The organism is Agreia sp. Leaf210 (assembly GCF_001421485.1).
Taxonomy (GTDB): Bacteria; Actinomycetota; Actinomycetes; order Actinomycetales; family Microbacteriaceae; genus Agreia.
This window is the reverse complement of record NZ_LMKK01000003.1, coordinates 646,745-672,907: the sequence shown is the minus strand read 5'-3', so window position 1 is coordinate 672,907 and position 26,163 is coordinate 646,745. Positions and strand designations below refer to the sequence as shown.

General features: G+C 64.7%; 22 protein-coding genes. 8 read left to right on the top strand and 14 right to left on the bottom strand.

Translation table 11 applies throughout. The annotated features are described in order from the left end of the window. Both sufD and sufB read right to left on the bottom strand, forming a co-directional pair. Window positions 1-1,203, bottom strand: a complete 1,203-nt coding sequence (gene sufD, locus ASE64_RS13570) for a Fe-S cluster assembly protein SufD (protein ID WP_082466288.1) — start codon at window positions 1,201-1,203, stop codon at window positions 1-3. Then, window positions 1,204-2,622: a Fe-S cluster assembly protein SufB gene (gene sufB / locus ASE64_RS13565; RefSeq protein WP_055781442.1), complete on the bottom strand. Its 1,419-nt coding sequence runs from the start codon at window positions 2,620-2,622 to the stop codon at window positions 1,204-1,206. Between the two features lie 303 nt (window positions 2,623-2,925). On the opposite strand from sufB, the gene ASE64_RS13560 reads away from it, so the two are divergent. Beyond that, window positions 2,926-3,873 carry a COX15/CtaA family protein gene (locus ASE64_RS13560; RefSeq protein ID WP_055781439.1) on the top strand — a complete coding sequence of 316 codons (948 nt, stop codon included), beginning with the start codon at window positions 2,926-2,928 and terminating at the stop codon, window positions 3,871-3,873. 60 nt (window positions 3,874-3,933) lie between these two features. Here the strand turns inward: ASE64_RS13560 and ASE64_RS13555 are convergent, their stop codons facing one another. Next, on the bottom strand, window positions 3,934-4,854 hold the full coding sequence (locus ASE64_RS13555; protein ID WP_055781436.1) for a heme o synthase: 921 nt from the start codon (window positions 4,852-4,854) through the stop codon (window positions 3,934-3,936). Between the two features lie 104 nt (window positions 4,855-4,958). On the opposite strand from ASE64_RS13555, the gene ASE64_RS13550 reads away from it, so the two are divergent. From ASE64_RS13550 to pgl, 7 genes are all read left to right on the top strand, one after another. Further along, the gene (locus ASE64_RS13550) at window positions 4,959-5,453 is read left to right on the top strand and encodes a heme-degrading domain-containing protein (protein WP_082466286.1); all 495 of its coding nucleotides are present in this window, start codon (window positions 4,959-4,961) and stop codon (window positions 5,451-5,453) included. A 223-nt stretch (window positions 5,454-5,676) separates the two neighbouring features. Further along, window positions 5,677-7,770, top strand: a complete 2,094-nt coding sequence (gene tkt, locus ASE64_RS13545) for a transketolase (protein ID WP_055781429.1) — start codon at window positions 5,677-5,679, stop codon at window positions 7,768-7,770. Window positions 7,771-7,798: 28 nt separating this feature from the next. Further along, window positions 7,799-8,911 (top strand): transaldolase, encoded by a 1,113-nt coding sequence (gene tal / locus ASE64_RS13540; RefSeq protein ID WP_055781426.1) that lies wholly within the window; start codon window positions 7,799-7,801, stop codon window positions 8,909-8,911. After that, on the top strand, window positions 8,908-9,057 hold the full coding sequence (locus ASE64_RS17495) for a hypothetical protein (RefSeq protein ID WP_156351888.1): 150 nt from the start codon (window positions 8,908-8,910) through the stop codon (window positions 9,055-9,057). Before tal ends, ASE64_RS17495 begins: the two co-directional genes overlap by 4 nt. A gap of 98 nt (window positions 9,058-9,155) precedes the next feature. Further along, window positions 9,156-10,697 carry a glucose-6-phosphate dehydrogenase gene (gene zwf / locus ASE64_RS13535; RefSeq protein WP_055781423.1) on the top strand — a complete coding sequence of 514 codons (1,542 nt, stop codon included), beginning with the start codon at window positions 9,156-9,158 and terminating at the stop codon, window positions 10,695-10,697. Continuing rightward, window positions 10,694-11,686, top strand: coding sequence for a glucose-6-phosphate dehydrogenase assembly protein OpcA (locus ASE64_RS13530; protein ID WP_055781420.1), 993 nt, complete (start codon window positions 10,694-10,696; stop codon window positions 11,684-11,686). The genes zwf and ASE64_RS13530 overlap by 4 nt, the downstream gene beginning before the upstream one ends. 3 nt (window positions 11,687-11,689) lie before the next feature. Continuing rightward, window positions 11,690-12,460, top strand: a complete 771-nt coding sequence (gene pgl / locus ASE64_RS13525) for a 6-phosphogluconolactonase (RefSeq protein ID WP_055781418.1) — start codon at window positions 11,690-11,692, stop codon at window positions 12,458-12,460. Between the two features lie 75 nt (window positions 12,461-12,535). Here the strand turns inward: pgl and ASE64_RS13520 are convergent, their stop codons facing one another. The 11 genes from ASE64_RS13520 to uvrB form a co-directional block, all read right to left on the bottom strand. Continuing rightward, a complete protein-coding gene (locus ASE64_RS13520) occupies window positions 12,536-12,898 on the bottom strand; it encodes an RNA polymerase-binding protein RbpA (protein ID WP_055781415.1) in 363 nt (120 codons plus the stop codon). A 9-nt stretch (window positions 12,899-12,907) separates the two neighbouring features. Then, window positions 12,908-13,159, bottom strand: coding sequence for a preprotein translocase subunit SecG (gene secG, locus ASE64_RS13515; RefSeq protein WP_044443373.1), 252 nt, complete (start codon window positions 13,157-13,159; stop codon window positions 12,908-12,910). 142 nt (window positions 13,160-13,301) lie between these two features. Continuing rightward, the gene (gene tpiA / locus ASE64_RS13510) at window positions 13,302-14,087 is read right to left on the bottom strand and encodes a triose-phosphate isomerase (RefSeq protein ID WP_055781412.1); all 786 of its coding nucleotides are present in this window, start codon (window positions 14,085-14,087) and stop codon (window positions 13,302-13,304) included. After that, entirely contained in the window at window positions 14,081-15,292 is a 1,212-nt protein-coding gene (locus ASE64_RS13505) for a phosphoglycerate kinase (RefSeq protein ID WP_055781409.1), read from the bottom strand. The genes tpiA and ASE64_RS13505 overlap by 7 nt, the downstream gene beginning before the upstream one ends. Window positions 15,293-15,307: 15 nt before the next feature. Beyond that, window positions 15,308-16,315 (bottom strand): type I glyceraldehyde-3-phosphate dehydrogenase, encoded by a 1,008-nt coding sequence (gap, locus tag ASE64_RS13500; protein WP_055781406.1) that lies wholly within the window; start codon window positions 16,313-16,315, stop codon window positions 15,308-15,310. Between the two features lie 91 nt (window positions 16,316-16,406). Further along, complete coding sequence (locus tag ASE64_RS13495) at window positions 16,407-17,033, bottom strand: superoxide dismutase (RefSeq protein WP_055781403.1); 627 nt, start codon at window positions 17,031-17,033, stop codon at window positions 16,407-16,409. Window positions 17,034-17,162: 129 nt separating this feature from the next. Beyond that, on the bottom strand, window positions 17,163-18,140 hold the full coding sequence (gene whiA, locus ASE64_RS13490) for a DNA-binding protein WhiA (RefSeq protein WP_055781400.1): 978 nt from the start codon (window positions 18,138-18,140) through the stop codon (window positions 17,163-17,165). Window positions 18,141-18,210: 70 nt separating this feature from the next. Beyond that, entirely contained in the window at window positions 18,211-19,086 is an 876-nt protein-coding gene (rapZ, locus tag ASE64_RS13485) for an RNase adapter RapZ (RefSeq protein ID WP_055781397.1), read from the bottom strand. Window positions 19,087-19,129: 43 nt separating this feature from the next. Further along, complete coding sequence (gene uvrC / locus ASE64_RS13480; RefSeq protein ID WP_055781394.1) at window positions 19,130-21,031, bottom strand: excinuclease ABC subunit UvrC; 1,902 nt, start codon at window positions 21,029-21,031, stop codon at window positions 19,130-19,132. A 2-nt stretch (window positions 21,032-21,033) separates the two neighbouring features. Further along, window positions 21,034-23,901 carry an excinuclease ABC subunit UvrA gene (uvrA, locus tag ASE64_RS13475; RefSeq protein ID WP_055781391.1) on the bottom strand — a complete coding sequence of 956 codons (2,868 nt, stop codon included), beginning with the start codon at window positions 23,899-23,901 and terminating at the stop codon, window positions 21,034-21,036. A gap of 132 nt (window positions 23,902-24,033) precedes the next feature. Continuing rightward, the gene (gene uvrB / locus ASE64_RS13470) at window positions 24,034-26,103 is read right to left on the bottom strand and encodes an excinuclease ABC subunit UvrB (protein ID WP_055781389.1); all 2,070 of its coding nucleotides are present in this window, start codon (window positions 26,101-26,103) and stop codon (window positions 24,034-24,036) included. Window positions 26,104-26,163 lie beyond the last annotated feature (60 nt).

Here is a 26,163-nt window from a genome sequence, read left to right as displayed (position 1 = left end):
TCAGATTCCCTGCGCGCGCGTCAGCTCGGCTTCGATAGCAGCCGAGAGTTCCGACTCCACCTGCTCGGAGCCGATCTGGGCGACGATCTCGGCGAGGAAGCCGCGCACGACGAGGCGGCGAGCCTCGTCTTCGGGGATGCCTCGTGACTGGAGGTAGAACAGCTGCTCGTCGTCGAAACGGCCCGTCGACGAGGCGTGTCCCGCACCCTGGATGTCGCCGGTCTCGATCTCGAGGTTCGGAATGGAGTCGGCGCGGGGGCCCTCGGAGAGCACCAGGTTGCGGTTCTCCTCGTAGCTGTCGGTGCCGGTCGCGTGCGGTCCGATCAGCACGTCGCCCACCCATACCGAGCGCGCGGTGGCACCCTGCAAGGCGCCCTTGTACTTGACTCGGCTCTTGGTCTGGGCTGCCACATGATCGATGTAGACGCGCTGTTCGAGGTGCTGGCCGGCGTCGGCGAAGTAGGCGCCGAATGCGCTGCCGTCTGCGCCGGTCTCGACGAGGTGGATCGACGGGTTGACCCGCACGACTCCCCCACCGAGGCTGATGACGATGTGCCGCAATCTCGCGTCGCGCCCCACGCGGGCGAAGTGGCTGGCGAGATGGTTGCTCTCGTCCGTCCACTCCTGAACGGTGACGACGGTGAGCTGTGCCTGATCTCCGACGACGATCTCCACGTTCTCGGAGAGCTGCGCGTCACCGGAGTTGCTGAGGATGACGAGGCCCTGACTGAAGGGCGCGGCGGTGATCACCGTGTGCGCGGCGCGGGGTGTCTGCCCAAGCTCGGAGCGGATCACGCGGTATTCGTGCAGTTCTTCGCCCGAGACGTCGATGGCCAAGGCCTTCTCGAAAGACGACCACGCGTTGGCGCTGGCACGCTCTTCGGGAGCGCCGGCCGTGCCGACTCGCGCATCCGATCGGTCGACCCAGCTCGCCGCGACCCCGGCGACAGCCTCGGGAAGCGACGTGGCGGGGGCAGAGCCGTCGAGCTCGCCCTCGGTGAGCGAGGCGATGCGGGCGATCGGCGTGAGCTTCCACTCGAGTTCGAATCCGGTGACCTTCTCGAAGTCGTCTACCGAGGTCGAGGTGAAGCGCTCTGCGCGTGACTGCACGGGCACGTAGGCGTCACCACCGTCGGAGTGCGCTTTCAGGCCGTGCTGATCGGTCTCGATGAGTCCGGTGTTCGCTGTTGGTGCTGCGGACATCTAGCCGACACTGCCTTCCATGCCCATCTCGATGAGCTTGTTGAGTTCGAGTGCGTACTCCATGGGGAGTTCGCGGGCGATCGGCTCGATGAAGCCGCGCACGATCATGGCCATGGCCTCGTCTTCGGGCAGACCACGGCTCATGAGGTAGAAGAGCTGCTCTTCGCTGACGCGAGAGACGGTCGCCTCGTGGCCGAGCTGCACGTCGTCGACACGGATGTCGATGGCCGGGTAGGTGTCGGATCGAGACTGGGTGTCGACCAGCAGGGCGTCGCAGCGCACCGTGTTCGCCGAGTGGTGAGCGTTCTCAGCCATGCGGACCTCGCCGCGGTAGCCTGCGCGACCACCGCCTCGAGCGATGGACTTCGACACGATCGACGACTGCGTGTACGGCGCCATGTGGATCATCTTGGCGCCCGCGTCCTGGTGCTGGCCGGGACCGGCGAAGGCGACGGACAGGGTCTCGCCCTTCGCGTGCTCGCCGACGAGGTAGATCGACGGGTACTTCATGGTCACCTTGGAACCGATGTTGCCATCGATCCACTCCATGGTGGCGCCCTCGTGGGCGATCGCACGCTTGGTCACGAGGTTGTAGACGTTGTTCGACCAGTTCTGGATCGTCGTGTAGCGAACGCGGGCGTTCTTCTTGACGATGATCTCCACGACCGCGGAGTGCAGCGAGTCCGACTTGTAGATCGGAGCGGTGCAGCCCTCGATGTAGTGCACGTAGCTGCCCTCATCGGCGATGATCAGCGTGCGCTCGAACTGGCCCATGTTCTCGGTGTTGATGCGGAAGTAGGCCTGCAGCGGGATCTCGACATGCACGTTCTTGGGCACGTAGACGAAGGATCCACCAGACCAGACGGCGGTGTTGAGGGCAGCGAACTTGTTGTCGCCGGCGGGGATGACCGTGCCGAAGTACTCGGTGAAGAACTCCGGGTGCTCGCGCAGTGCCGTGTCGGTGTCCATGAAGATGACGCCCTGGGCCTCGAGGTCTTCACGGATGGTGTGATAGACGACCTCGGACTCGTACTGGGCGGCGACGCCGGAGACCAGGCGCTGACGCTCGGCCTCGGGGATGCCGAGCCTCTCGTACGTGTTCTTGATGTCGTCGGGCAGGTCGTCCCAGGTGGTCGCCTGCTTCTCGGTCGACCGCACGAAGTACTTGATGTTGTCGAAGTCGATACCGGAGAGGTCGGCTCCCCACGTGGGCATCGGCTTGCGCTCGAAGAGCTGAAGACCCTTGAGGCGGTTCTTCAACATCCATTCGGGCTCGCTCTTGAGGGCGGAGATGCCCGCGACGACATCGGCGTCGACCCCGCGTTTCGCGACGGCACCCGCCGCATCGGAGTCGGACCAACCGAACTCGTAAACCCCCAGGTTTTCGAGTTCTGGACGGTCGATTAGTACGTCAGACATGACTTTCTCCCTTCCTCGTTGATCTCAACCCGCGGTCAGCGGCAGGCATTCCAGACCGGGATAAATATGTGATTCGGCACCGATCACCTAAGCGATTGCCTGATCACGTTCTCGTGGGGAGAACACCCGTACTTAGAATGTACTGAGGTCTGGGGGCGTGAGCCCCGCCCAACGCTGGGCGATATGCGCAAAACGCGTTCGAACGCGGATTTCTACAACTTTCAGATTCTACAGGCAATGCCTGTCAGAAAGTAGATCACCGACCTTTTAGCCGACAAGTCTTGACAAGGAACTCTCCCGCTCGTGAAGCGACTCATCGCATTCCTGCCCGTCTCCGTCAGTCGTCCGGTGCGGGTCCTGGCCTGGCTCTCGCTGGCGTTCCAGCTCGTGCTCATCGGCACGGGCGGTGCCGTTCGACTGACGGGCTCGGGTCTCGGATGCCCCACCTGGCCCCGGTGCACCGAGTCGTCGTTCGTCTCGACGCCGGAGATGGGCATCCACGGCATCATCGAGTTCGCGAACCGCATGCTCACCTTCGTGCTGGCCCTGATCGTGATCGCCGTCTTCCTGGCCGTGGTGCGCTACTGGCGGGAGCGCAGGGACCTGTTCGTGCTGACGCTGCTGCAGGGTCTGTCTATTCCCCTGCAGGCCGTCATCGGCGGCATCACGGTGCTCACCGGACTCAACCCGTTCATCGTCGGTGTGCACTTCGTGATCTCGATCCTGCTCGTGGTCAACGCGACGATCCTGGTCTACCGCGTGTATCGAGGCCCGCGCGGAGCTCGACGCACTGCTCCCCTGTGGTACCTCATCGTCGCTCACGCCGCGTCGCTGTTCGTCGCGATCACGGTCGTCGTCGGCATCCTGACCACAGGATCGGGCCCGCACGCCGGTGATGAGAAGACGCCGCGCAACGGCCTCGACGCCGAACTGCTGCAGCACTTCCACAGCTGGCCGGCGTACGTGTTGCTGGGCCTCACCCTGGTACTCGTCGTGGGCGCGTTCGTGCTGAAGCTCGGCGTTCGGCGTTGGGCGCTCGCTCTGCTCGCCGTCGAGGCCGTGCAGGTCGTCGTGGGACTGGCACAGGCGCGGCTCGGTCTGCCCCCGCTGCTGGTGGGCATCCACATGGTGCTCGCGGGTCTGCTTGTCGCTGCGATGACAGCCGTCGTGCTATCTCTGCGGTCGTCGGCCGACGCACCCGAATCCGTGGACGACCCGTGGGAGCTCAGCTCGGCAGGCCGATCGGCCTAGCCCGCGTTCGCCGAGACGGATACGGCACACGCTCCCGACGCTCTATTCGGGCTGGTCCGGTTAGAACGGAAGGAGCGGGTCGATGGCCACGGCGAGGAAGACGAGCGTCAGGTAGCTGATCGATGCGTGGAAGACCCGCATCGGCTTGACCTCGTGTCCGTGGATGGCCCGGTTGTAGAGACGGTGGGTCTCATAGATGAACCAAGCGCCCGAGGCGAGTGCGACGACGCTGTACACGAGCCCCATCGGTGCGACCGGGATGAGGAGCAGCGAACAGGCAACGGTGGCCCACGCGTACAGGATCGTCTGCAGTCCGACGACGGCGCGACCGCGCACCACGGCCAGCATGGGCACATTGGCGGCCTTGTACTCGTCGCGGTACTTCATCGACAGGGGCCAGTAGTGCGGGGGCGTCCAGAGGAAGATGACGCCGAAGAGGATGAAGGGGGTCCAGCTGAGCGAGTTCGTGACGGCGGCCCATCCGATGAGCACCGGCATGCATCCGGCGATGCCGCCCCAGACGATGTTCTGCGAGGTGCGGCGCTTGAGCCAGACCGTGTAGAGGAAGACGTAGAGCAGGATCGCGATGAGCGAGAGGGCCGCGGAGAGGAGATTCGCGAAGACGGCCAGCCAGACGATGGATGCCACGCCGATGACCCACGCGAAGACGAGGGCCTCGCGGTCGGTCAGCTCGCCCGTGACGAGAGGGCGCCCCTGAGTGCGCTTCATGACGCGGTCGATGTCGCGGTCGATGTAGCAGTTGAACGCTCCGGCGCTTCCGGCGCTCAAGGCACCGCCGATCAGCGTCGCGACGACGAGCCAGAGATTCGGAATGCCGTTCTGCGCGAGGATCATCACCGGTGCGGTCGTCACGAGGAGCAGCTCGATGACCCGGGGCTTCGTCAAGGCGACATAGGCCTTGGCTTTCGCCGACAGGCTGATCTGCCGCTTCTCTGTGCGGCCTTCTACAGCGACGTTCATTGCTCCTCAGACTGTTGCCGGGCCCCACGCGGGGCGCGCGCGATCCCGAACCAGTCTAGGCGATCGGTACTCCCCGGTCGCCCGGAGCCGATACCGTGACTGTCATGACAGCACGTGAGCCCGCCAGCCCGGAGGAATTCGCAGCCCTTGCCGCGCGTATTGAAGACGAGATGACCGAGCTGCAGCTGGAGGGCTTCGGACCGTCGGACGCTCTTCGACTGGGCCTGATCCTCGTGCGCAGAGGAACAGAGGGATCGTTGCCCATCGCGATCGACGTACGGCGCGGAGCTCAGATCCTCTTCCACGCGGCGTTGGAAGGCGCCCAGGCCGACAACGACGTCTGGATCGATCGCAAGGCTCGTTCGGTGCAGCGCTACGGGATTCCGTCGCTCCTCCTCGGCACGCGTCCGAAGATCAAGGGCAAGCGCATCGAGAACGAGGGCTGGTTCGACGAGATGAGCTACGCGGCACACGGGGGCGGCTTCCCGGTGTCGGTGAAAGGGGTCGGGCTCGTGGCCGTCGTGACTGTCTCGGGGCTCCCCCAGATCGACGATCACGACCTCGTCGTTGCAGCGTTACGCGAGTTTGTCGAGGGGTAGTCACGCTGAGCGCGTGATTCCCTATACTTGTACCGGCGACACAGCAGTCGGTGTTTCCTGCGTGTCTTTCTAGCGGAGAAGCCATGTCGCACAGTGCCGAAGACGTACCGTGCACTGGCTGTCATTCGCCGGTCTCTCACGCGGTTCTCCCTGCTGCCGATGGCAACACGGCGCCTGACGGGCAAATCTGCCCGGTCTGCAACTAAGAAGGGGCTTATTCCTCGTGGCATCATTCCAATGGACTCCCATTGACGACCAGGCCGTATCCACGGCGAAAATTCTTGCGGCGGACGCCGTCGAGAAGGTAGGAAACGGGCATCCGGGAACGGCCATCAGCCTTGCCCCCGCCGCGTACCTCCTTTTCCAGAAGGTCATGCGACGCGATCCGAGTGACAACGAATGGATCGGTCGCGACCGCTTCATCCTCTCTGTCGGTCACAGCTCGCTGACGCAGTACATCCAGCTCTACCTCGGCGGTTACGGCCTCGAGCTCGACGACCTCAAGGCGCTCCGCACCTGGGGATCGCTCACGCCCGGCCACCCCGAGTACGGCCACACCGACGGAGTCGAGATCACGACCGGCCCGCTCGGACAGGGCCTCTCCTCCGCTGTCGGCTTCGCCTACGCGTCGCGCTTCGAGCGCGGTCTGTTCGACCCCGAGGCCGAGGCGGGCACGAGCCCGTTCGATCACTTCATCTACACCATCGCGGGAGACGGCGACCTGCAGGAGGGCGTCACGAGCGAGGCATCGTCGCTCGCCGGACACCAGCAGCTCGGCAACCTCATCGCGATCTACGACAGCAACCAGATCTCGATCGAAGACGACACGAACATCGCCTTCACCGAAGACGTCCGCGCTCGCTACGAGGCGTATCACTGGCACGTGCAGGTCGTCGACTGGAAGAAGACCGGCGAGTACGTCGAAGACGTCGAGGCCCTGTTCGACGCCATCGAGGCCGCCAAGGCCGAGACGAGCAAGCCGTCGCTCATCATCCTCAAGACCATCATCGGATGGCCGTCGCCGAAGAAGCAGAACACCGGCAAGATCCACGGCTCGGCCCTGGGCGCCGACGAGCTGAAGGGCCTCAAGGAGGTCCTCGGCTTCGATCCCGAGCAGAGCTTCGAGGTCTCAGACGAGGTCATCGCCCACACGCGCGACGCCGTCACACGCGGCCAGGCCGAGCACGCCGAATGGAACCAGGCGTTCGACGCATGGGCCGCGGCCAACCCCGAGAAGAAGGTCCTTCTCGACCGGGTTCTCTCGGGTGACGTGCCCGAGGGTCTCGAAGAGGCGCTGCCCGTCTTCGAAGCCGGCAAGGCCGTCTCGACCCGCGCAGCATCCGGCAAGGTCATCAACGCGATCGCGCCGATCATGCCCGAGTTCTGGGGCGGATCCGCCGACCTCGCCGAGTCGAACAACACGACGATCGAGTCCGGCGCGTCGTTCATTCCCGCCGAGCACTCGACGCACGAGTGGACGGGTAACCCCTACGGTCGGGTGCTGCACTTCGGCATCCGCGAGCACGCCATGGGCGCGATCCTCAACGGAATCGTCCTCCACGGCAACACGCGCCCCTTCGGCGGCACCTTCCTGATCTTCAGCGACTACATGCGTCCGGCCGTTCGACTCGCCGCCCTGATGAAGTCGCCCGCCATCTACGTGTGGACCCACGACTCGGTCGCACTCGGAGAAGACGGACCGACCCACCAGCCGATCGAGCAGCTGGCGACGCTGCGCGCGATCCCGGGCCTCGACATCGTGCGCCCCGGCGACGCCAACGAGGTCGCCTACGCCTGGAAGACCATCCTCGAGCGCCGCAACGGCCCGGCGGGAATCGCGCTCACGCGACAGAACATCCCCGTGTTCGAGCGTGGTGAGGGAGACGCCACCGGCGAGACCTTCGCTTCGGCGAAGAACGTCGCGAAGGGTGCGTACGTGCTGGCCGAGGCGCCCAACGGCACTCCCGACGTGATCTTCATCGCCACCGGCTCCGAGGTTCAGATCGCTGTCGAGGCGCGCGAGCTGCTCAAGAACGAGGGCATCAACGCCCGCGTCGTGTCGGCGCCGAGCCTCGAGTGGTTCGAAGAGCAGAGCGCGGAGTACCGCGAGTCGGTCCTTCCCGCCGCCGTCAAGGCCCGCGTCTCGATCGAGGCCGGCCTCGATCTGACCTGGCGTTCCTACGTGGGAGACCACGGCAAGAGCGTCTCGATCGAGCACTTCGGCGCATCAGCCGACTACCAGACGCTGTTCCGCGAGTTCGGCATCACCACCGAGCACGCCATCGAGGCCGCCAAGCTCTCGATCTCGTCGCTGTAGACCACACGAATCTTCTAGGAGTACTTACATGACCGATACAACACCCACCGCCCAGCTCTCCGCAGCCGGCGTCAGCATCTGGCTCGACGACCTGTCGCGTGAGCGCATCACCTCCGGCGGACTCGAGAAGCTGATCGAGGAGAAGAACGTCGTGGGAGTGACCACGAACCCGTCGATCTTCGCCGCGGCGCTCACCAACGGAGAGTCCTACGCGGCTCAGGTCGCCGAGCTCGCCAAGGCCGGTAAGAACGTCACCGAGGCCGTCTTCGAGATCACCACCCAGGACGTCGCCAACGGCTGCGACATCTTCCGCCCCATCTACGACGCCACGAACGGCTTCGACGGCCGCGTCTCGATCGAGGTCGAGCCCGGACTGGCGAACGACGCCGCCGGAACCACGCAGCAGGCGAAGGAACTCTTCGAGAAGGTCGCCAAAGAGAACGTCCTGATCAAGATCCCGGCGACGATCGCCGGGCTCGAGGCCATCACGGAGACGATCGCGGCCGGTATCAGCGTGAACGTCACGCTGATCTTCAGCCTCGCTCGCTACCGCGACGTCATCAATGCCTACCTGTCGGGCCTCGAGCGCGCCAAGGCCGCCGGCATCGACCTGTCGAAGATCCACAGCGTCGCGTCGTTCTTCGTGTCGCGTGTCGACACCGAGATCGACAAGCGCCTCGTGGCGATCGGTACCGACGAGGCTCTTGCCCTCAAGAGCAAGGCGGGCGTAGCGAACGCTCAGCTCGCGTACGAGGTGTACGAGCAGGCGTTCTCGACCGAGCGCGCTGCGGGACTTCTCGCAGCCGGAGCGAACAAGCAGCGTCCGCTGTGGGCCTCCACCGGAGTCAAGGACCCGGCCGTGCCCGACACGACGTATGTCACCGAGCTCGTGGCCCCCGAGGTCGTCAACACGATGCCCGAGAAGACGCTCGACGCGACGTTCGACCACGGCGTCATCACCGGAGACACCATCACCGGCTCGTACGCGGCGGCCAACAAGGTCCTCGACGCGATCGCGGCGCAGGGCATCTCCTACGCCGAGGTCACCGAGCTGCTCGAGACCGAGGGTGTCGACAAGTTCATCGTCTCGTGGAACGAACTCCTCGAGACGGTCACCACGGCGCTCGAGTCCTCGAAGTGAGTGCCCGGATCGATCTTCCCGGTGCGGTCGACACCGCCGCCGGGAAGATCGATCCGGCCCTCCTCGCCACCCGTTCGACCATCTTCACCCCGTCGCCGTCGACCCGCTGGTCCGCTCGACGCCCGTGCGCCGCGGTCGCCCTGTGATGTCCCTCACCGATCCGTCCCTCATCGCATCTACCCCGTTCTCGCCGCTGTCCTAGCGCCGAAGTAACCTGTCGACCCAGAAGGTCTCAAGGAGTTTCATGCCACCGGTAGAAATCACTCCGGAATACAACCCGCTCAGAATCCCCTCGGATCGGCGGCTCAACAGAATCGCGGGCCCGAGCGGCCTCGTGATCTTCGGTGTGACGGGCGACCTGTCGCGCAAGAAGCTCATGCCGGCGGTCTACGATCTCGCTAATCGTGGCCTGCTGCCCCCCGGGTTCTCGCTCATCGGCTTCGCCCGTCGCGACTGGGAAGACCAGGACTTCGAGCGGGTCGTCCACGACGCTGTCAAGGAGTACGCTCGCACCCCGTTCGACGAGGACGTGTGGCGCCAGCTCTCCGAGGGCATCCGATTCGTCTCGGGCGAGTTCAGCGACGACGAGGCGTTCGACCACCTGAAAGAGACCATCGACGCGCTCGACGCCGAACGTGGAACCATGGGCAACTATGCGTTCTACCTCTCGGTGCCGCCCAAAGCGTTCCCGCTCGTCACCGAGCAGCTGCGTCGTTCGGGTCTCGCGCATCCCGAAGAGGGCCAGTGGCGTCGCGTCGTCATCGAGAAGCCCTTCGGCAGCGATCTGAAGACGGCCCGAGAGCTGAACGACGTCGTCGAATCGGTCTTCGCACCGGACTCGGTCTTCCGTATCGACCACTACCTCGGCAAGGAGACCGTCCAGAACATCCTGGCGCTCCGCTTCGCCAATCAGCTGTACGAGCCCATCTGGAACTCCAACTACGTCGACCACGTGCAGATCACCATGGCCGAAGACATCGGAGTCGGTGGACGTGCCGGGTACTACGACGGTATCGGCGCCGCCCGCGACGTCATCCAGAACCACCTCCTGCAGCTCCTCGCCCTGACGGCCATGGAAGAGCCCATCTCGTTCAACGCGTCGGATCTCCGCGCCGAGAAAGAGAAGGTGCTCGCCGCCATCCGCTTGCCCAAGGATCTGGCCAAGCACACCGCACGCGGTCAGTACGCGGGCGGCTGGCAGGGCGGAGAGAAGGTGACCGGCTTCCTCGAGGAAGACGGTATGAACCCCGAATCCCTGACCGAGACCTATGCGGCCATGAGGCTCGACATCGGCACACGTCGCTGGTCGGGAGTTCCGTTCTACCTGCGCGCGGGCAAGAGACTCGGCCGACGTGTCACAGAGATCGCGGTCGTGTTCAAGCGAGCGCCGCAGTACCTGTTCGCCGACAGTCAGACCTCGGCCCTGGGTCAGAACGCACTGGTCATCCGGGTGCAGCCCGATGAGGGCGTGACGATCCGGTTCGGATCGAAGGTTCCCGGCGCCGGCATGCAGGTGCGCGACGTCACGATGGACTTCGGCTACGGCCACGCCTTCACCGAGGCCAGCCCAGAGGCGTACGAGCGCCTCATCCTCGATGTGCTCCTCGGAGACCCGCCGCTGTTCCCACGCCAGGAAGAGGTCGAACTCTCCTGGAAGATCCTCGACCCGATCGAGGAGTTCTGGACGACGCAGGGCCAGCCCGATCAGTACCGCCCCGGAACATGGGGCCCCGACTCCGCAGACGAGATGCTCGCCCGCGATGGAAGAACCTGGAGACGACCATGATCGTCGATCTGCCCGATACCAATACAAGCAAGGTCTCGAAGGCCCTCGTCAAGATTCGCGAGGAGGGCGGCGCTGTCGCTCTCGGCCGCGTGCTGACGCTCGTCATCCGCACCGCTCTCGGCCAGGAGGAGGACGCCATCGAGGCGGCCAATGACGCCTCTCGCGAGCACCCCATGCGCGTCATCGTGGTGTCGACCGACGCCGACGACGGCGTGAAATCGGGTCGCGGCGCTCGCCTGGATGCGCAGATCCGCGTGGGCGGTGACGCGGGCGCGAGCGAGGTCATCTTGTTGAAGGCCTACGGCGCCGCGTCGAGCGACGAGGAGGGCCTCGTCACGGGTCTGCTCCTGCCCGATGCTCCCGTGGTCGTGTGGTGGCCGGGCGACGCGCCCGAGTCTCCGTCGACATCCGATCTCGGCCGCATCGCACAGCGCCGCATCACGGATTCCTCGAACAGCAGCAACCCGAACGAGACGCTCCGCACGCTCTCGTCGAACTACTCCCCCGGAGACACGGACTTCGCCTGGACGCGCCTCACTCTCTGGCGTGCGCAGCTCGCGGCCGTTCTCGACCAGCCTCCCTTCGAGCCCGTGACGGCCATCGAGGTCTCGGGTGCGTCGGATTCGCCGTCGACCCTCCTGCTGGCGGCGTGGTTGCGTCATCAGCTCCAGGTTCCCGTCGACTACGGGATCTCCTCTCGCGCCAACGGATCCAGCGGTATCCACGGGGTGAAGCTCTCCCGTTCGTCCGGAGTCATCGAACTCGAACGCTCGGTGCCGAACGTGGCGACGCTGGTGCAGCCCAACCAGCCGCTGCACGACCTGGCTCTCCCCCGCCGGTCGCTCAGGGACTGCCTGGCAGAAGAACTGCGTCGGCTCGACCCCGACGACCTGTACGGCGAGGTGTTGACCCGGGGTGTCCTCGAGCTCGGCGAACCGGATTCCGGCACGGCCACCGACTCTGAAAACACGACGGCAGAGGTGAGCTGAGCGATGACGAACGAACGCCGTGTGTTGATCCATCCCGACAAGGCCTCTCTGTCGGGGTCGGTGGCGGCGCGATTCATCACCAAGATCATCGATCTGCTCGAAGATCGTGACGCCGTGAACGTGGTTCTGACGGGCGGCTCCGTGGGAACGGCGGTCCTCGCGGCGATCAACGCCTCTCCGGCCCGCGACAGCGTGGACTGGAACCGGGTGAGCTTCTGGTGGGGTGACGAGCGATTCGTCGCCCGCGACGACCCCGAGCGCAACGAATTGCAGGCGCGCGAGGCCCTACTCGATCACATCGACGTTCCGGCCTCCCAGGTGCATCCGTTCCCGTCGAGCGACGACATCGCCGACATCGACGAGGCGGCGGCGACCTACGCTCTCGAGCTCCTCGAAGCGGGCGACGGCAACGACTATCCCAAGTTCGACATCACCTTCCTCGGCGTCGGCCCGGATGGACACATCGCGTCGCTCTTCCCCGGCCAGGAGGCGGTGCGGGTGACCAACGCGACAGTGGTCGCCGTGCGGGAATCCCCCAAGCCGCCGCCGCTGCGTCTCAGCCTCACCCTGCCTGTCATTCGATCCTCGGATCGCATCTGGTTGGTTCTGGCAGGATCGGACAAGGCGTCGGCACTCGGACTGGCTCTCGCCGGCGCGAGCACTGACGAAGTACCTGTGGCCGGTGCCGAAGGACGTCGCCGCACGGTGTTCTTCGTCGACAAGGATGCCGCATCCGAGGTGCCGGAGTACTTGATCACTCCGACGTACTACTGATCAACGTTCGACAACGACGAAGCCCCCTGGCAGTGCCAGGGGGCTTCGTCGTTGTCTATGTCGTCTGAGCGAGGATCAGGCGGTCGTCGTGCCGCGCCTTGCGCGGAGCTGCATCAGCGCGTCCTCGAGAAGCTGTGCGGCTTCTTCTTCGGTACGACGCTCTTTGACGTACGCGAGGTGAGTCTTGTAGGGCTCGAGCTTGACGACGGACGGCGGATTCTCTTTGTCACGACCGGCCGGAAGACCAGACGACGGGCAGTCGATGGTCTCGGGAATCTCTTCTTCGGGCAGCGTCGCCGCGAAGTACTTGACTGTCTCATTGCCCAAGGCATCCCAGTAGGACACCTTGATGCGATCGGCGTGGAAGCCCCGATCCTGCTCGCCCATCGGGCCTGCGCCCACCCGGGACCCACGAATTGCACTGCCGCCTGAAGCCACGAGGTTCTCCTAGATTCCGGAATCGAATTTGGTGATGAGCCCGAGGACCACGATGCACGTGACCCAGACAAGGCCGAGTATGACGGTGATGCGGTTGAGGTTGCGCTCCGCGACACCGGATGCACCCAGATTGGAGGTGACGCCTCCGCCGAACATATCGGACAGGCCTCCACCGCGTCCGCGGTGAAGGAGGATGAGGAGGGTCAGAAGGAGGCTCGTGATACCGAGCAGCACCTGTAGAACGACCTGAAGGATCTGCACGAATTACCTCTCGAGGATGATGGTCGACCGGTGTGAAGCCAGACCAACGTCAATTATAGCTGTACGTTGCCGGTGCGACGCACCATGACGTGCAGCGGCATGCGAAAGGCCGGCCCTCACGGACCGGCCTCTCAGAGCGTGCTTAGAACGCGTGCTTCTGGTAACGGATGATGCTCGCGAACTCGGGGATGTCGAGGCTCGCGCCGCCCACGAGGGCTCCGTCGACGTTCGGCTGCTTCATGAATCCGCCGATGTTCGTCGATTTGACCGATCCGCCGTAGAGGATCCGGGTCTTGGCTGCGACGTCTGAGCCGAGCGTGGACTCGATGACACCCCGCAGCGCGGCGCAGACGGCCTCAGCCTGCTCCGGCGTCGCCGCCTGACCCGACCCGATGGCCCAGACGGGCTCGTAGGCGACCACGATGTCGGACGCCGACTTCAGGGAGGACAACGCCGCAGTGAGCTGCGCGACCGGAACCGCGGACGGCCCGTGCTTCTCGAGGTCGTCAGCCGTCTCGCCGACGCAGATGATCGGAACGATACCGTTCGTGATCGCTGCGGCCGTCTTCGCTGCGACGATCTCGTCGGTCTCTGCATGGAGAGTCCGACGCTCGGAGTGTCCGATGATCACGTAGCGACAGTCGAGCTGCCTGAGGAACGCACCGGAGATCTCTCCGGTAAACGCGCCACTCGCGTGCTGAGACACGTCTTGCGCGCCGTACGCGAGCTCGAGCTTGTCGGCCGAGACGAGAGTCTGAACGCTCCGCAGGTCGGTGAACGGCGGGAAGATGGCTGCCTCGACGTCGGCGAAGTTGTGTCCGGCATCTTTCAGGCTCCAGGCGAGCTTCTGCACAAAAGCGATCGCCTGCAGATGATCGAGGTTCATCTTCCAGTTTCCCGCGATGAGCGGTGTTCTGTTGGTTACCATCCGAGGACCTCCAGTCCGGGCAGGCGCTTGCCCTCGAGGAACTCGAGACTTGCACCGCCACCAGTTGAAATATGGCCGAACTGATCGTCGCGGAAACCGAGGGCTCGCACGGCGGCCGCCGAATCGCCGCCACCGACGACACCCAGGCCGTCGACGCGGGTCAGAGCTTCAGCGACTGCTCTCGTGCCCTCCGCGAACGGAGCGAGCTCGAAGACACCCATGGGCCCGTTCCAGAAGACGGTCTTGGATTCGGCGATGATGCGCGCGAATTCCGCCCCCGTCTCAGGACCGATATCGAGCCCCAACCCGGATTGACCGAACGGCGTCTCTTCGATCGACTCCGCACTCGTGACGGTGTGCTCCGCGTCGGCGCCGAACTTCGATGCGACGACGACGTCGGTCGGGAGAACGATACGGATACCGCGCTCCTTCGCCTCGGCCATGTAGCCCTTCACCGTCTCGATCTGATCGCTTTCGAGCAGGCTGCCGCCGACGCGGAATCCCTGCGCTGCGAGGAAGGTGAAGAGCATTCCCCCGCCGATGAGCAGAGTGTCGACCTTGGGGAGCAGGTGACCGATGACGCCGAGCTTGTCGGAGACCTTCGAGCCACCGAGCACGACGGTGTAGGGCCGAGTCGGGTTCTCGGTGAGCTTCTCGAGGACCTCGAGCTCAGCTGCGATGAGCAGGCCCGCCGCGCTGGGAAGTGCGGACGCGAGTTCGTAGACGCTCGCCTGCTTGCGGTGGACCACGCCGAAACCATCGGAGACGAAGGCATCGCCGAACTCGGCGAGCTGCTCAGCGAACGATGCTCTCTCGTCTTCGTTCTTGCTGGTCTCGGCGGGGTTGAATCGCAGGTTCTCGAGCAGAACGACGTCGCCGTCGGCGAGCGAATCCACAGCCTTGCGAGCACTCGCTCCGACAGTGTCGGCGGCGAAAGCGACGGATGTGCCGAGAAGCTCCGAGAGGCGCTGAGCGACCGGCTCGAGGCTGTACTGGGGATCGGGTGCACCGTCAGGCCGACCGAGGTGGCTGAGGAGGATTACCCGGGCGCCCTGATCGACCAGGGCGTTGATGGTTGCCAGAGACGCTCGAACGCGCCCGTCGTCGGTGATGACCCCGTTTTTCAACGGAACATTGAGGTCACACCGAACGAGGACGCGTTTTCCCGTGAGGGAGCCGAGCGAATCCAGAGTGCGCAGAGTCACAGTGGATTCCTCGTATTACAGGCGGTCGGCGACGTACTCGGTGATGTCGACGAGACGGTTGGAGTAACCCCACTCGTTGTCGTACCACGAAGCGATCTTCACCTGGTTGCCGATGACCTTGGTCAGGCCGGCATCGAAGATCGACGAGTGCGGGTCGCCCTGGATGTCGCTCGAGACGATGGGGTCTTCGGTGTACGACAGGATTCCCTTGAGTTCACCGTTGGCCGCGTTCTTGTAGGCCTCGTTGACCTGCTCGACGGTGACCGTGGAGCTGGTCTCGACCGTGAGGTCGGTGATCGAGCCGGTGATGACCGGAACGCGGAGGGCGTAGCCGTCGAGCTTGCCGACCAGCTCGGGGATGACGAGACCGAGGGCCTTGGCAGCACCGGTCGAGGTCGGGATGATGTTCGCGGCTGCGGCGCGGGCGCGACGCAGGTCGCTGTGCGGGCCGTCCTGCAGGTTCTGATCGGCGGTGTACGCGTGAACCGTGGTCATCAGGCCGCGCTCGATGCCGAAGTTGTCCATGAAGACCTTGGCCAGCGGGGCCAGGCAGTTCGTGGTGCACGATGCGTTGGAGATGATGTCGTGGATGGCGGGGTCGTACGTACCCTCGTTGACTCCGAGAACCAGCGTCGCCACGTCTGAGCCCGTTGCGGGGGCGGAGACGATGACCTTCTTCGCGCCGGCGGCGATGTGCTTGCGGGCGTCTTCGGACTTCGTGAAACGACCGGTCGACTCGATGACGATGTCGACTCCCAGTTCGCCCCAGGGCAGGTCGGCGGGATCGCGCTCGGCGAGCACGAGGATCGGCTTGCCGTTGACGATGATGTTGTCGCCGTCGAGTTCCACCGTTGCATCGAGACGACCCGTGATGGTGTCGTACTTGAGGAGGTGCGCGAGGGCCTTGTTGTCGGTGAGGTCATTGACCGCGACGATCTCGAGCTCGCTGCCCTTGGCCAGGGCTGCGCGGAAGTAGTTACGCCCGATACGACCGAAGCCGTTGATACCGATCTTTACAGACACGTGAAGTTCTCCATGAATCGTGTGGCCCCGCGGGGCTGGGTGGGTGAAACTGAGGGCGCGCCGGGCCGTGAGGCCCGGCACGCCGTCGTCGCTACGACAGTAGCAGGAGGCCCGAGGTCTTTTCGCGGGCCGTCTCGAAGCGCGTGGCGACGTTCTGCCAGTCGACGATGTTCCAGAACGCCTTGACGTAATCGGCGCGTACGTTCTTGTAGTCGATGTAGTACGCGTGCTCCCAGACGTCGAGCATCAGAAGGGGCACGGTTCCGGCAGCGAAGTTCGACTGCTGGTCGAAGAACTGCTGGATGATCAGGCGCTGACCGATGCTGTCCCAGGCGAGCACCGACCATCCCGATCCCTGGACGCCCAGGGCGGTGGCGGTGAAGTGCGCCTGGAACTTGTCGAACGAGCCGAAGAAGTCATCGATGGCCGCGGCGAGCTCGCCGACGGGCTTGTCTCCCCCGTTGGGAGACATGTTCGTCCAGAAGATCGAGTGGTTGACGTGGCCGCCGAGGTTGAAGGCGAGGTCTTTCTCGAGCTTGTTGACCGCGCCGAGGTTCTCGGAGTCACGGGCTTCGGCAAGCTGAGCGAGCGCGGTGTTCGCGCCGGTCACATAAGCCTGGTGGTGCTTGGAGTGGTGCAGCTCCATGATGGTGGCGCTGATGCTGGGCTCGAGCGCCGAGTAATCGTACGCGAGCTCTGGAAGGGTGTATTCAGCCATTGATATCTCCTCGAATAAGGCGCCGTTCGGAGAATCCGGACGGCTGTGAGTGACCTGATCAGTCTACTGAGGTCAACGGACAGGGCCCTGAAAACTTCCTGTCGTCTCGGTATCTGACGGATGAATCTGTCAGTCGTCGAGATCGGGCGGGAGGTTCGCGTCGGTACCGGGAATGCCGAGATCGCTCGCCTGCTTGTCGGCCATCGCGAGCAGACGCCGGATGCGCCCAGCGATCGCATCCTTCGTCATGGGCGGATCGGCGTGGTGCCCCAGCTCGTCGAGACTCGAGTCTCGGAAGTTCAGACGCAGATCCCCGGCGTACTTGAGGTGGGGCGGAACATCCGGCCCGAGGATCTCGAGCGCGCGCTCCACCCGGGAGCATGCCGCCACGGCCGCTTGCGCCGAGCGTCGGAGGTTGGCGTCGTCGAAGTTGACGAGCCTGTTCGCCGTCGCACGCACCTCGCGGCGCTGCCGTAGGTCTTCCCACCGGGAGACCGCATCGGCTGCGCCCATCAGAGAGAGCATGCGGGCGATCGCCTCGCCGTCGCGGATGACGACACGGTGCACTCCCCTGACCTCTCGCGCCTTCGCCTGCACGTGGAGCCGTGCGGCGGCTCCGACCAGGGCCATGGCGGATTCGTTGCCGGGGCAGGTGATCTCGAGAGCCGCTGATCTGCCCGGATCCGTGAGAGTGCCGTTCGCCAGGAACGCGCCCCGCCAGACGGCGGAGAGTTCCTCCTGCGAGCCTGTCGTGAGCCGGTTCGGGAGGCCGCGGATCGGCCGACGACGCGCATCCAGCAACCCGGTCTGCCTGGCGAGCGTCTCGCCGCCGTCGATGACCCGCACGAGATACGTGCCCGTGCGCTTGCTGCCCGATGCCGAGACGTGAGAGACCTCGCCGCGTATTCCGTAGAGCTCTGCGAGGTCGCGGCGCACGCGCTTCACCAGGTCTGGGGTGTCGAGCTCCGACTCGATTGCGATGCGGTTCGAGATCAGATGGAGGCCACCGGAGAAACGCAGAATCGTCGCCAGCTCGGCGGCCCTCAGCGTCGTCTTCTTGGCGACGACGCGGGTCAGTTCTTCTTTGACATCGGCAGTGAGAGCCAATCTCTATCCATTCGTTCGTGCGGCCGATGTCGCGCGGGATGCTTGTGGCGTCCCGAGGCGGCGGCCGGTGTTATTCGCGACCGAGGTCGCGATGCTTGACGTTGACGACGACACCCGGGTAGGACGCGAGCCGAGTGGCGAGCGCTCGAGTGAGGGCCACGGAGCGGTGTTTTCCGCCCGTGCACCCGATGGCCATGGTGGCGTGTCGTTTGTTCTCGCGCTGATAGCCGGCGAGAACGGGCTTGAGGGATTCTGCGTAGGACTCGAGGAACTCCGGTGCCCCCTCCTGCGCGAGCACGTAGTCGCTGACCTCGGGGTCGAGCCCCGTGTGGGCACGCAGTTCGGGGATCCAGAACGGGTTCGGCAGGAAGCGGGCATCGGCGATGGAGTCGACGTCGGTCGGGGTGCCGTACTTGAACCCGAAGCTCATCAGCGTGACCTGGACGCCGGGGGTATCCGTGGTCGAGAAGCCTTCGGCGATGCGTGTGGCCAGCTGATGGATGTTGAGGTCGGAGGTGTCGATCACCATGTCGCTGGACTCGCGGATGGGGTGCAGTCGCACTCTTTCGCGCTCGATGCCGTCGAGCAGCGTGCCATCGCCTTGCAGGGGATGCGGACGTCGCACCTGCTCGAATCGCCTGACGAGGGCCGAATCGGTCGCCTCGAGGAACAGCACGCGGAGTTGGCTTCCATCGCGGAGCGAGTGGATGATCTCCTGCAGATCGCCGAAGAAATCGCGTCCACGCACGTCGACGACGGCGGCTATTCGAGGAAGCGTCGATCCGGCCTTCTCGGCGAGATCGACCAGAGGCCGGAGCATCTGCGGCGGCAGGTTGTCGACGACGTACCAGCCCAGGTCTTCGAGGGCATTCGCGACCGTCGAGCGGCCGGCCCCCGACATCCCTGTGACTATCAGCACTTCTTGCGGAAGTGGATCGTCAGTCATGGGGTCGCCTTCTTCTTCTTCAGCAGTCGGGTGAACGTCTAGCCTACCGGCGGGGCTCGTCGACCGGAGCCGCAGAGTCTGGGTGAAGGTGCGCGAAGACCGTCTGCGCCAGCCCGGGACCGACGCCGCGAACGGCGGCGATCGCATCCGGTTTCGCCTGACGCAGTTGCGACACCGAGCCGAAGTGCGTGAGAAGCCGCTTGACCCTGCTCGGGCCGAGGCCCGGTATCTCGCCGAGAACCGAGGCGATGTCGCGCTTGCGCCTCGTGCGCTGATGGATGATCGCGAAACGGTGAGCCTCATCGCGAAGGCGCTGCAGCATGAAGAGCGCCTCGCTGCCGCGCGGCAGGATGACGGGGAAGTCGCTGTCGGGCAGCCAGATCTCTTCGAGTCGCTTGGCGAGACCGCAGAGGAAGATGCCCTCGACGCCGGACTCGCGGAGGGCACGAGCGGCGGCCTGCACCTGCGGCTGGCCTCCGTCGACCACGAGGAGGTTCGGCGGGTACGAGAACTTCTTGGAGGCGGAGTCTGACTCACTGCGCTCGGTTCCCTCGCGCAGATACGCGAGGCGGCGAGTGACGACCTGGTGGATGGAATCGGTGTCGTCTGTGGACTCGGCGATCGTGAAGCGGCGGTACTGGTCTTTTCGGGGAAGCCCGTCTTCGAAGACCACCATGGATGCGACGATGTTCGTGCCGCCCAGGTGCGAGACGTCGAAGCACTCCATGCGCAGCGGAGCATCCGGCATGCCGAGTGCGTCTTGAATGTCGGTCATGGCCTGACTTCGAGCGACGAAGTCGGCGCTGCGTCTGGTTTTGTAGAGCTGAAGCGCGTTCATGGCGTTGACCCTGGCCGTCTGCATCAACGCCGCCTTCTCGCCTCGCTGGGCGGTGCGCAGGCTGACCTTGCCCTTGTCTCGGCGCGTTCCGAGCCAGGTCTCGAGTTCGGCCTTGTCTTCGGGCAACTCGGGCACGATGATCTCGCGCGGCGGCACGGTCGTGCCGTCGTATGCGGCCTGCAGGATGGAGTCGACGAGCTCCGCCGTGGTGAGATCGAGCTCTTTGTCGACGACCCAGGCGCGCACACCGCGGATGCGGCCGCCTCGGACGATGAACTGCTGCACGGCCGCCGCGAGCTCGTCGTGCTCGACGCCGAACAGATCGGTGTCGAGGTTGTCGCTGAGCACGACGGCGCTTTTCTCGAGAACGGCCTCGAGCGCCTGGAGCTGGTCGCGGTAGGTCGCGGCCGCCTCGTAGCGCTGCTGGGTGGCTGCCTCTTTCATCTTGCGGGTCACGTCCGTGACGAACCGGTTGTCTCCCCCGGCCATGAACGCCACGAAGTCATCGACGATGGCCCTGTGCTCCTCGACCGTCACCTTGTGCGAGCAGGGTCCGCCGCAGCGACCGATCTGACCGGGAAAACACGGTCGCCCGGTCTGCATGGCCTTCTTGTAGCTCGAGTCGGAGCAGGTGCGGATCGGAAAGGCCTTGACCATGAGCTCGATCGTCTCGCGAACCGCCCAGATCTTGGGGTACGGGCCGAAGTATCGGGCGCCCGGGATACGGGTGTTGCGGGTGACGATGACACGCGGAGCCTCGTCGGCGAGCGTGATGGCCATGAACGGATAGGTCTTGTCGTCGCGGAACTTGACGTTGAACGGCGGGTCGAACTCCTTGATCCACGTGTACTCGAGCTGCAGGGCCTCGACATCGCTGCCCACGACGGTCCACTCGACCGAGGCGGCCGTGGTGACCATGCGACGGGTGCGCTCGTGCAGACTGCGCAGCGGTGCGAAATAGTTGCTCAGTCGAGCGCGTAGATTCTGCGCCTTGCCGACGTAGAGCACCCGCCCGGTTGCATCTCGGAACCGGTACACCCCGGGCTGGGTGGGGATCTCCCCCGCTTTCGGGCGATAGGGAACCGTGTCTGGAGAGGTTCGTGCCATGTCTACTTCGCCCCGAGGATCTCCTTGAGGAAGAAACCGGTGTGGCTCTTCTTCACCTTGGCCAGCTGCTCCGGCGTTCCCGTTGCCAGGATGCGACCGCCGCCGGCGCCTCCCTCCGGCCCGATATCGATCAGCCAGTCGGCGCTCTTGATGACGTCGAGGTTGTGCTCGATCACGATGACCGTGTTGCCCTTGTCGACCAGGCTGCCGAGCACGAGGAGGAGCTTGCGCACGTCTTCGAAGTGCAGTCCGGTGGTGGGCTCGTCGAGCACGTAGACCGTGCGTCCGTTGGAGCGCTTCTGCAGCTCTGTGGCGAGCTTCACACGCTGCGCCTCGCCTCCCGACAGCGTCGTGGCGCTCTGCCCGAGTCGCACGTAGCCGAGGCCGACGTCGACGAGCGTCTTGAGGAAGCGGTGAATGGCGCCGATCGGCTCGAAGAACTCCGCCGCCTCGGCGATCGGCATGTCGAGCACCTCGGAGATGCTCTTGCCTTTGTAGTGCACGCTGAGGGTGTCACGGTTGTAGCGTGCTCCCCCACAGACCTCGCACTTGACGTAGACGTCGGGAAGGAAGTTCATCTCGATCTTGATCGTTCCGTCACCAGAGCAGGCCTCGCAGCGGCCGCCCTTGACGTTGAAGCTGAACCGGCCGGCCAGGTAGCCGCGGGCCTTCGCCTCGGCCGTGTCGGCGAAGAGATTGCGGATGCGATCGAAGACTCCGGTGTAGGTCGCCGGGTTCGAGCGCGGGGTGCGGCCGATGGGGTTCTGATCGACGTGCACGACCTTGTCGAGATTCTCGAGACCGGTGACGCGCTTGTGCTTGCCGGGGATCTTTCGGGCTCCGTTGAGCTTGTTCGCGAGCACCCGGTAGAGGATGTCGTTCACCAGCGACGACTTGCCCGAACCGGAGACGCCGGTGACGGCGACGAAGGTGCCGAGCGGGAAGTCGACGGTGACCTTGCGCAGGTTGTTCGCCTCGGCGTCGACGACGGTGATCAGCCGATCCGGGTCGATCGGTCGACGGGTCGCGGGCACCTCGATCTCTTTACGCCCCGAGAGGTAGTCGCCCGTGAGCGACTCTGTGTTCGCCAGGAGGGCGTCGTACGACCCTGAGTGCACGACCTTGCCGCCGTTCACGCCAGCACCTGGTCCGATGTCGACGACCCAGTCGGCCGTTCGGATCGTGTCTTCGTCGTGTTCGACGACGATCAGCGTGTTTCCGAGATCTCGCAGCTTGACGAGAGTCTCGATGAGTCGGCGGTTGTCGCGCTGATGCAGGCCGATCGACGGCTCGTCGAGCACGTAGAGGACACCCGTGAGACCCGAACCGATCTGGGTCGCCAGCCGGATGCGCTGGGCCTCGCCGCCGGAGAGCGATGCGGCCGCGCGGGCCAGGTTGAGGTAGTTGAGGCCGACCTGGATGAGGAAGTCGAGGCGCAGCCTGATCTCGCGCAGCACCTGGGCAGCGATCGCGGCCTCGCGGTCGGTAAGGACCACGTCGTGCATGAACTCCTGGGCGTCGGTCAGAGAGATGTCGGTGACATCGGCGATGCTGCGGCCGTTGACGGTGACAGCCAGGACCTCGGGCTTCAGCCGCTTCCCGTTGCAGACGGGGCAGGGGATCTCGCGGAGGAACTCCGACCAGCGCGCACGCTGCGTGTCGGTCTCGGCCTGCAGGAACTGCCGTTCGATGTAGGGAACGACGCCCTCGAAGCCGGACGAGTAACTCACTTCGCGGCCGTACCGGTTCTTCCACCGGACTTTGACCTCGAAGTTGTTGCCGCGGAGAACGGCGTTCTGAACCTCGTCGCTGAGCTTGCCCCAGGGGGTCTTGAGCGAGAAGTCGAGGTCGCGTGAGAGGCCGTGCAACAGCTTCTCGTAGTAGCTGAAGAGACCCTTGCCCTGGGTCGTCCATGGAACGATGACACCCTCGGCGATGCTCAGGTCGGGGTCGCCGAGGAGGAGGTCGGAGTCGACCGACATGCGTGTGCCGAGTCCGGAGCACTCGGGGCATGCTCCGAACGGTGCGTTGAACGAGAAGGTGCGCGGTTCGATCTCGGTGAGAGCGATGGGGTGGTTGTTGGGGCACGAGAGCTTCTCGGAGAACGTCTGCCAGGCATCCGGGCCCTCGGAGTCGACGTAGTTGATCTGCACCAGACCATCGGTGAGGCGCAGTGCCGTCTCGAGGGAGTCGGTGAGACGGCTCAGGATGTCGGGACCCGCGACCAAGCGGTCGATGACCACCGAGATGTCGTGCTTGATCTGCTTCTTGAGCTTGGGCGGATCGTTCAGCTGCACGACCTCGCCGTCGACCAGCGCGCGCGAGTATCCGCCGGCGGCCAGCTCTTTGAAGAGGTCGACGAACTCGCCCTTCTTCTGCGAGACGACCGGGCTGGCGACCTGGTAGCGGATGCCGTCTTCGAGCTCCATGAGCTGATCGGCGATCTGCTGAACGGTCTGCGACTTGATCTGCTCGCCGCAGATCGGGCAGTGCGGGATGCCGATGCGTGCCCAGAGCAGGCGCATGTAGTCGTAGATCTCGGTGATGGTACCGACGGTCGACCGCGGGTTGCGGTTGGTCGACTTCTGGTCGATCGACACGGCGGGACTGAGACCCTCGATGAAGTCGACGTCGGGGCGGTCGACCTGCCCGAGGAACTGCCGGGCATAGGCCGAGAGCGACTCGACGTAGCGCCGCTGCCCCTCGGCGAAGATCGTGTCGAAGGCGAGAGAGGACTTGCCCGATCCTGAGAGGCCCGTGAAGACCACCAGCGAGTCTCGAGGGATCTCGAGATTCACGTCTTGAAGATTGTGGACACGGGCGCCATGGACGCTGAGGACGTTAGAGGAATCTACCTTCGAAACTGACACCTCGAAAGTCTATGTGCGGCCACCGACACTCGGTCCCGGTTCCGCTGACGGCGTGCGCTCCCCCGGTCTTGTGCTAGGCCTCGAAGACGGGCAGCGTGCTCGACGCCGTCGCCACCGGCACACTCTCTCGGTTCACGACAGGTGACCGGCGGCCGACATCTGACGCAGCTCCTTCTTGAGGTCGCCCAGCTCGTCGCGCAGGCGCGCCGCGAGCTCGAACTTGAGCTCACCGGCGGCCTGGAGCATCTGCTCGTTGAGATCGGCGATGATGGCCTCGAGCTGGTTCGCACCCTCGGCGGCGATGCCCTCGCGGCGCAGATTCGGAGTCGGCGACTTCTTCTTGGAGCCGTCGCGGCCAGCGAGCAGCTGGGCGGTATCGGCACCCTCTCTCGCCAGAACCTCGGTGATGTCGGCGATGCGCTTGCGCAGAGGCGTCGGGTCGATGCCGTGTTCGGTGTTGTACGCGACCTGCAGCTCACGACGGCGGGTGGTCTCGCTGATCGCGAAGGCCATGGAGTCGGTGACCTTGTCGGCGTACATGATGACCTGACCCGACACGTTTCGTGCAGCTCGACCGATGGTCTGGATGAGCGAGGTCGACGAGCGCAGGAATCCCTCTTTATCGGCGTCGAGGATGGCGACGAGCGACACCTCGGGAAGGTCGAGGCCCTCACGCAGCAGGTTGATGCCCACGAGAACGTCGTAGAGCCCAGCGCGCAGTTCGGTGAGCAGCTCGACTCGTCGCAGAGTATCGACGTCAGCGTGCAGATAGCGCACCTTGACCCCGTGCTCGCCCAGGAAGTCGGTGAGCTCTTCGGCCATCTTCTTCGTGAGCGTGGTGACGAGAACGCGCTCGTCTCGACCCGCTCGCAGCCGGATCTCCTCGAGCAGGTCGTCGATCTGACCTGTGGACGTCTTGATGACGATCTCGGGATCGATCAGGCCCGTGGGGCGGATGATCTGCTGCACGACACCGTCGGCGATGCCCATCTCGTACTTGCCGGGAGTAGCCGAGAGGTAGACCGTCTGACCTACCCTGTCTTTGAACTCGGGCCACTTGAGCGGACGGTTGTCGAGGGCGCTCGGCAGGCGGAATCCGTGGTCGACCAGCGTGCGCTTGCGCGACGAGTCGCCCTCGTACATGGCTCCGATCTGGGGAACCGTGACGTGGGACTCGTCGATGACCACGAGGAAGTCGTCGGGGAAGTAGTCGAGCAGACAGTGAGGCGCGGCTCCGGGCGGACGCACGTCCATGTGCCACGAGTAGTTCTCGATGCCCGAGCAGAATCCGATCTGCTGCATCATCTCGAGATCGAAGGTGGTGCGCATGCGCAGGCGCTGGGCCTCGAGCAGCTTGCCCTCTTTCTCGAGCTGGCCCACGCGCAGTTCGAGTTCGTCTTGAATCGTGCCGATGGCGCGCTGCATCACGTCGGTGTCGGTGACGTAGTGCGACCCGGGGAAGACGGAGACGGAATCGAGCTTGCGCACGATATCGCCGGTGAGCGGGTGCAGGCTGTAGAGCGCCTCGATCTCGTCGCCGAACATCTCGATGCGGATCGCCAACTCTTCGTACTGGGGAATGATCTCGATCGTGTCGCCGCGTACGCGGAAATTGCCGCGGGAGAAGTCGATGTCGTTGCGGTTGTACTGCATCGAGACGAATTTGCGGATGAGCCAGTCTCTGTCGATGCGCTGACCGACCTGCAGAGCGATCATCGCGTTCATGTACTGCTCGGGAGTGCCGAGGCCGTAGATGCAGGAAACCGTCGAGACCACGACCACGTCGCGCCGACTGAGCAGCGAGTTCGTGGTCGAGTGGCGCAGGCGCTCGACCTCGGAGTTGATCGAGCTGTCTTTCTCGATGAAGGTGTCGGTCTGGGGTACGTACGCCTCGGGCTGGTAGTAGTCGTAGTACGAGACGAAGTATTCGACGGCGTTGTTTGGCATGAGCTCGCGGAACTCGTTCGCTAGCTGGGCCGCGAGGGTCTTGTTGTGCGCCAGCACGAGCGTGGGCCGTTGCACCGCCTCGATCAACCACGCTGTCGTCGCCGACTTACCCGTTCCCGTCGCACCGAGAAGCACCACGTCGGTCTCGCCCGCGTTGATTCGCGCCGTCAGTTCGGCGATGGCGGTGGGCTGATCGCCGCTCGGGGTGTATTCACTGACGACTTCGAAGGGGTGGACGGAGCGGGTGGGTTCCATGCAATAAGTTTAGGTCGGGGTAGTGACACTGGTCCCTGCCTGGCAGTGGAAACGGATTTC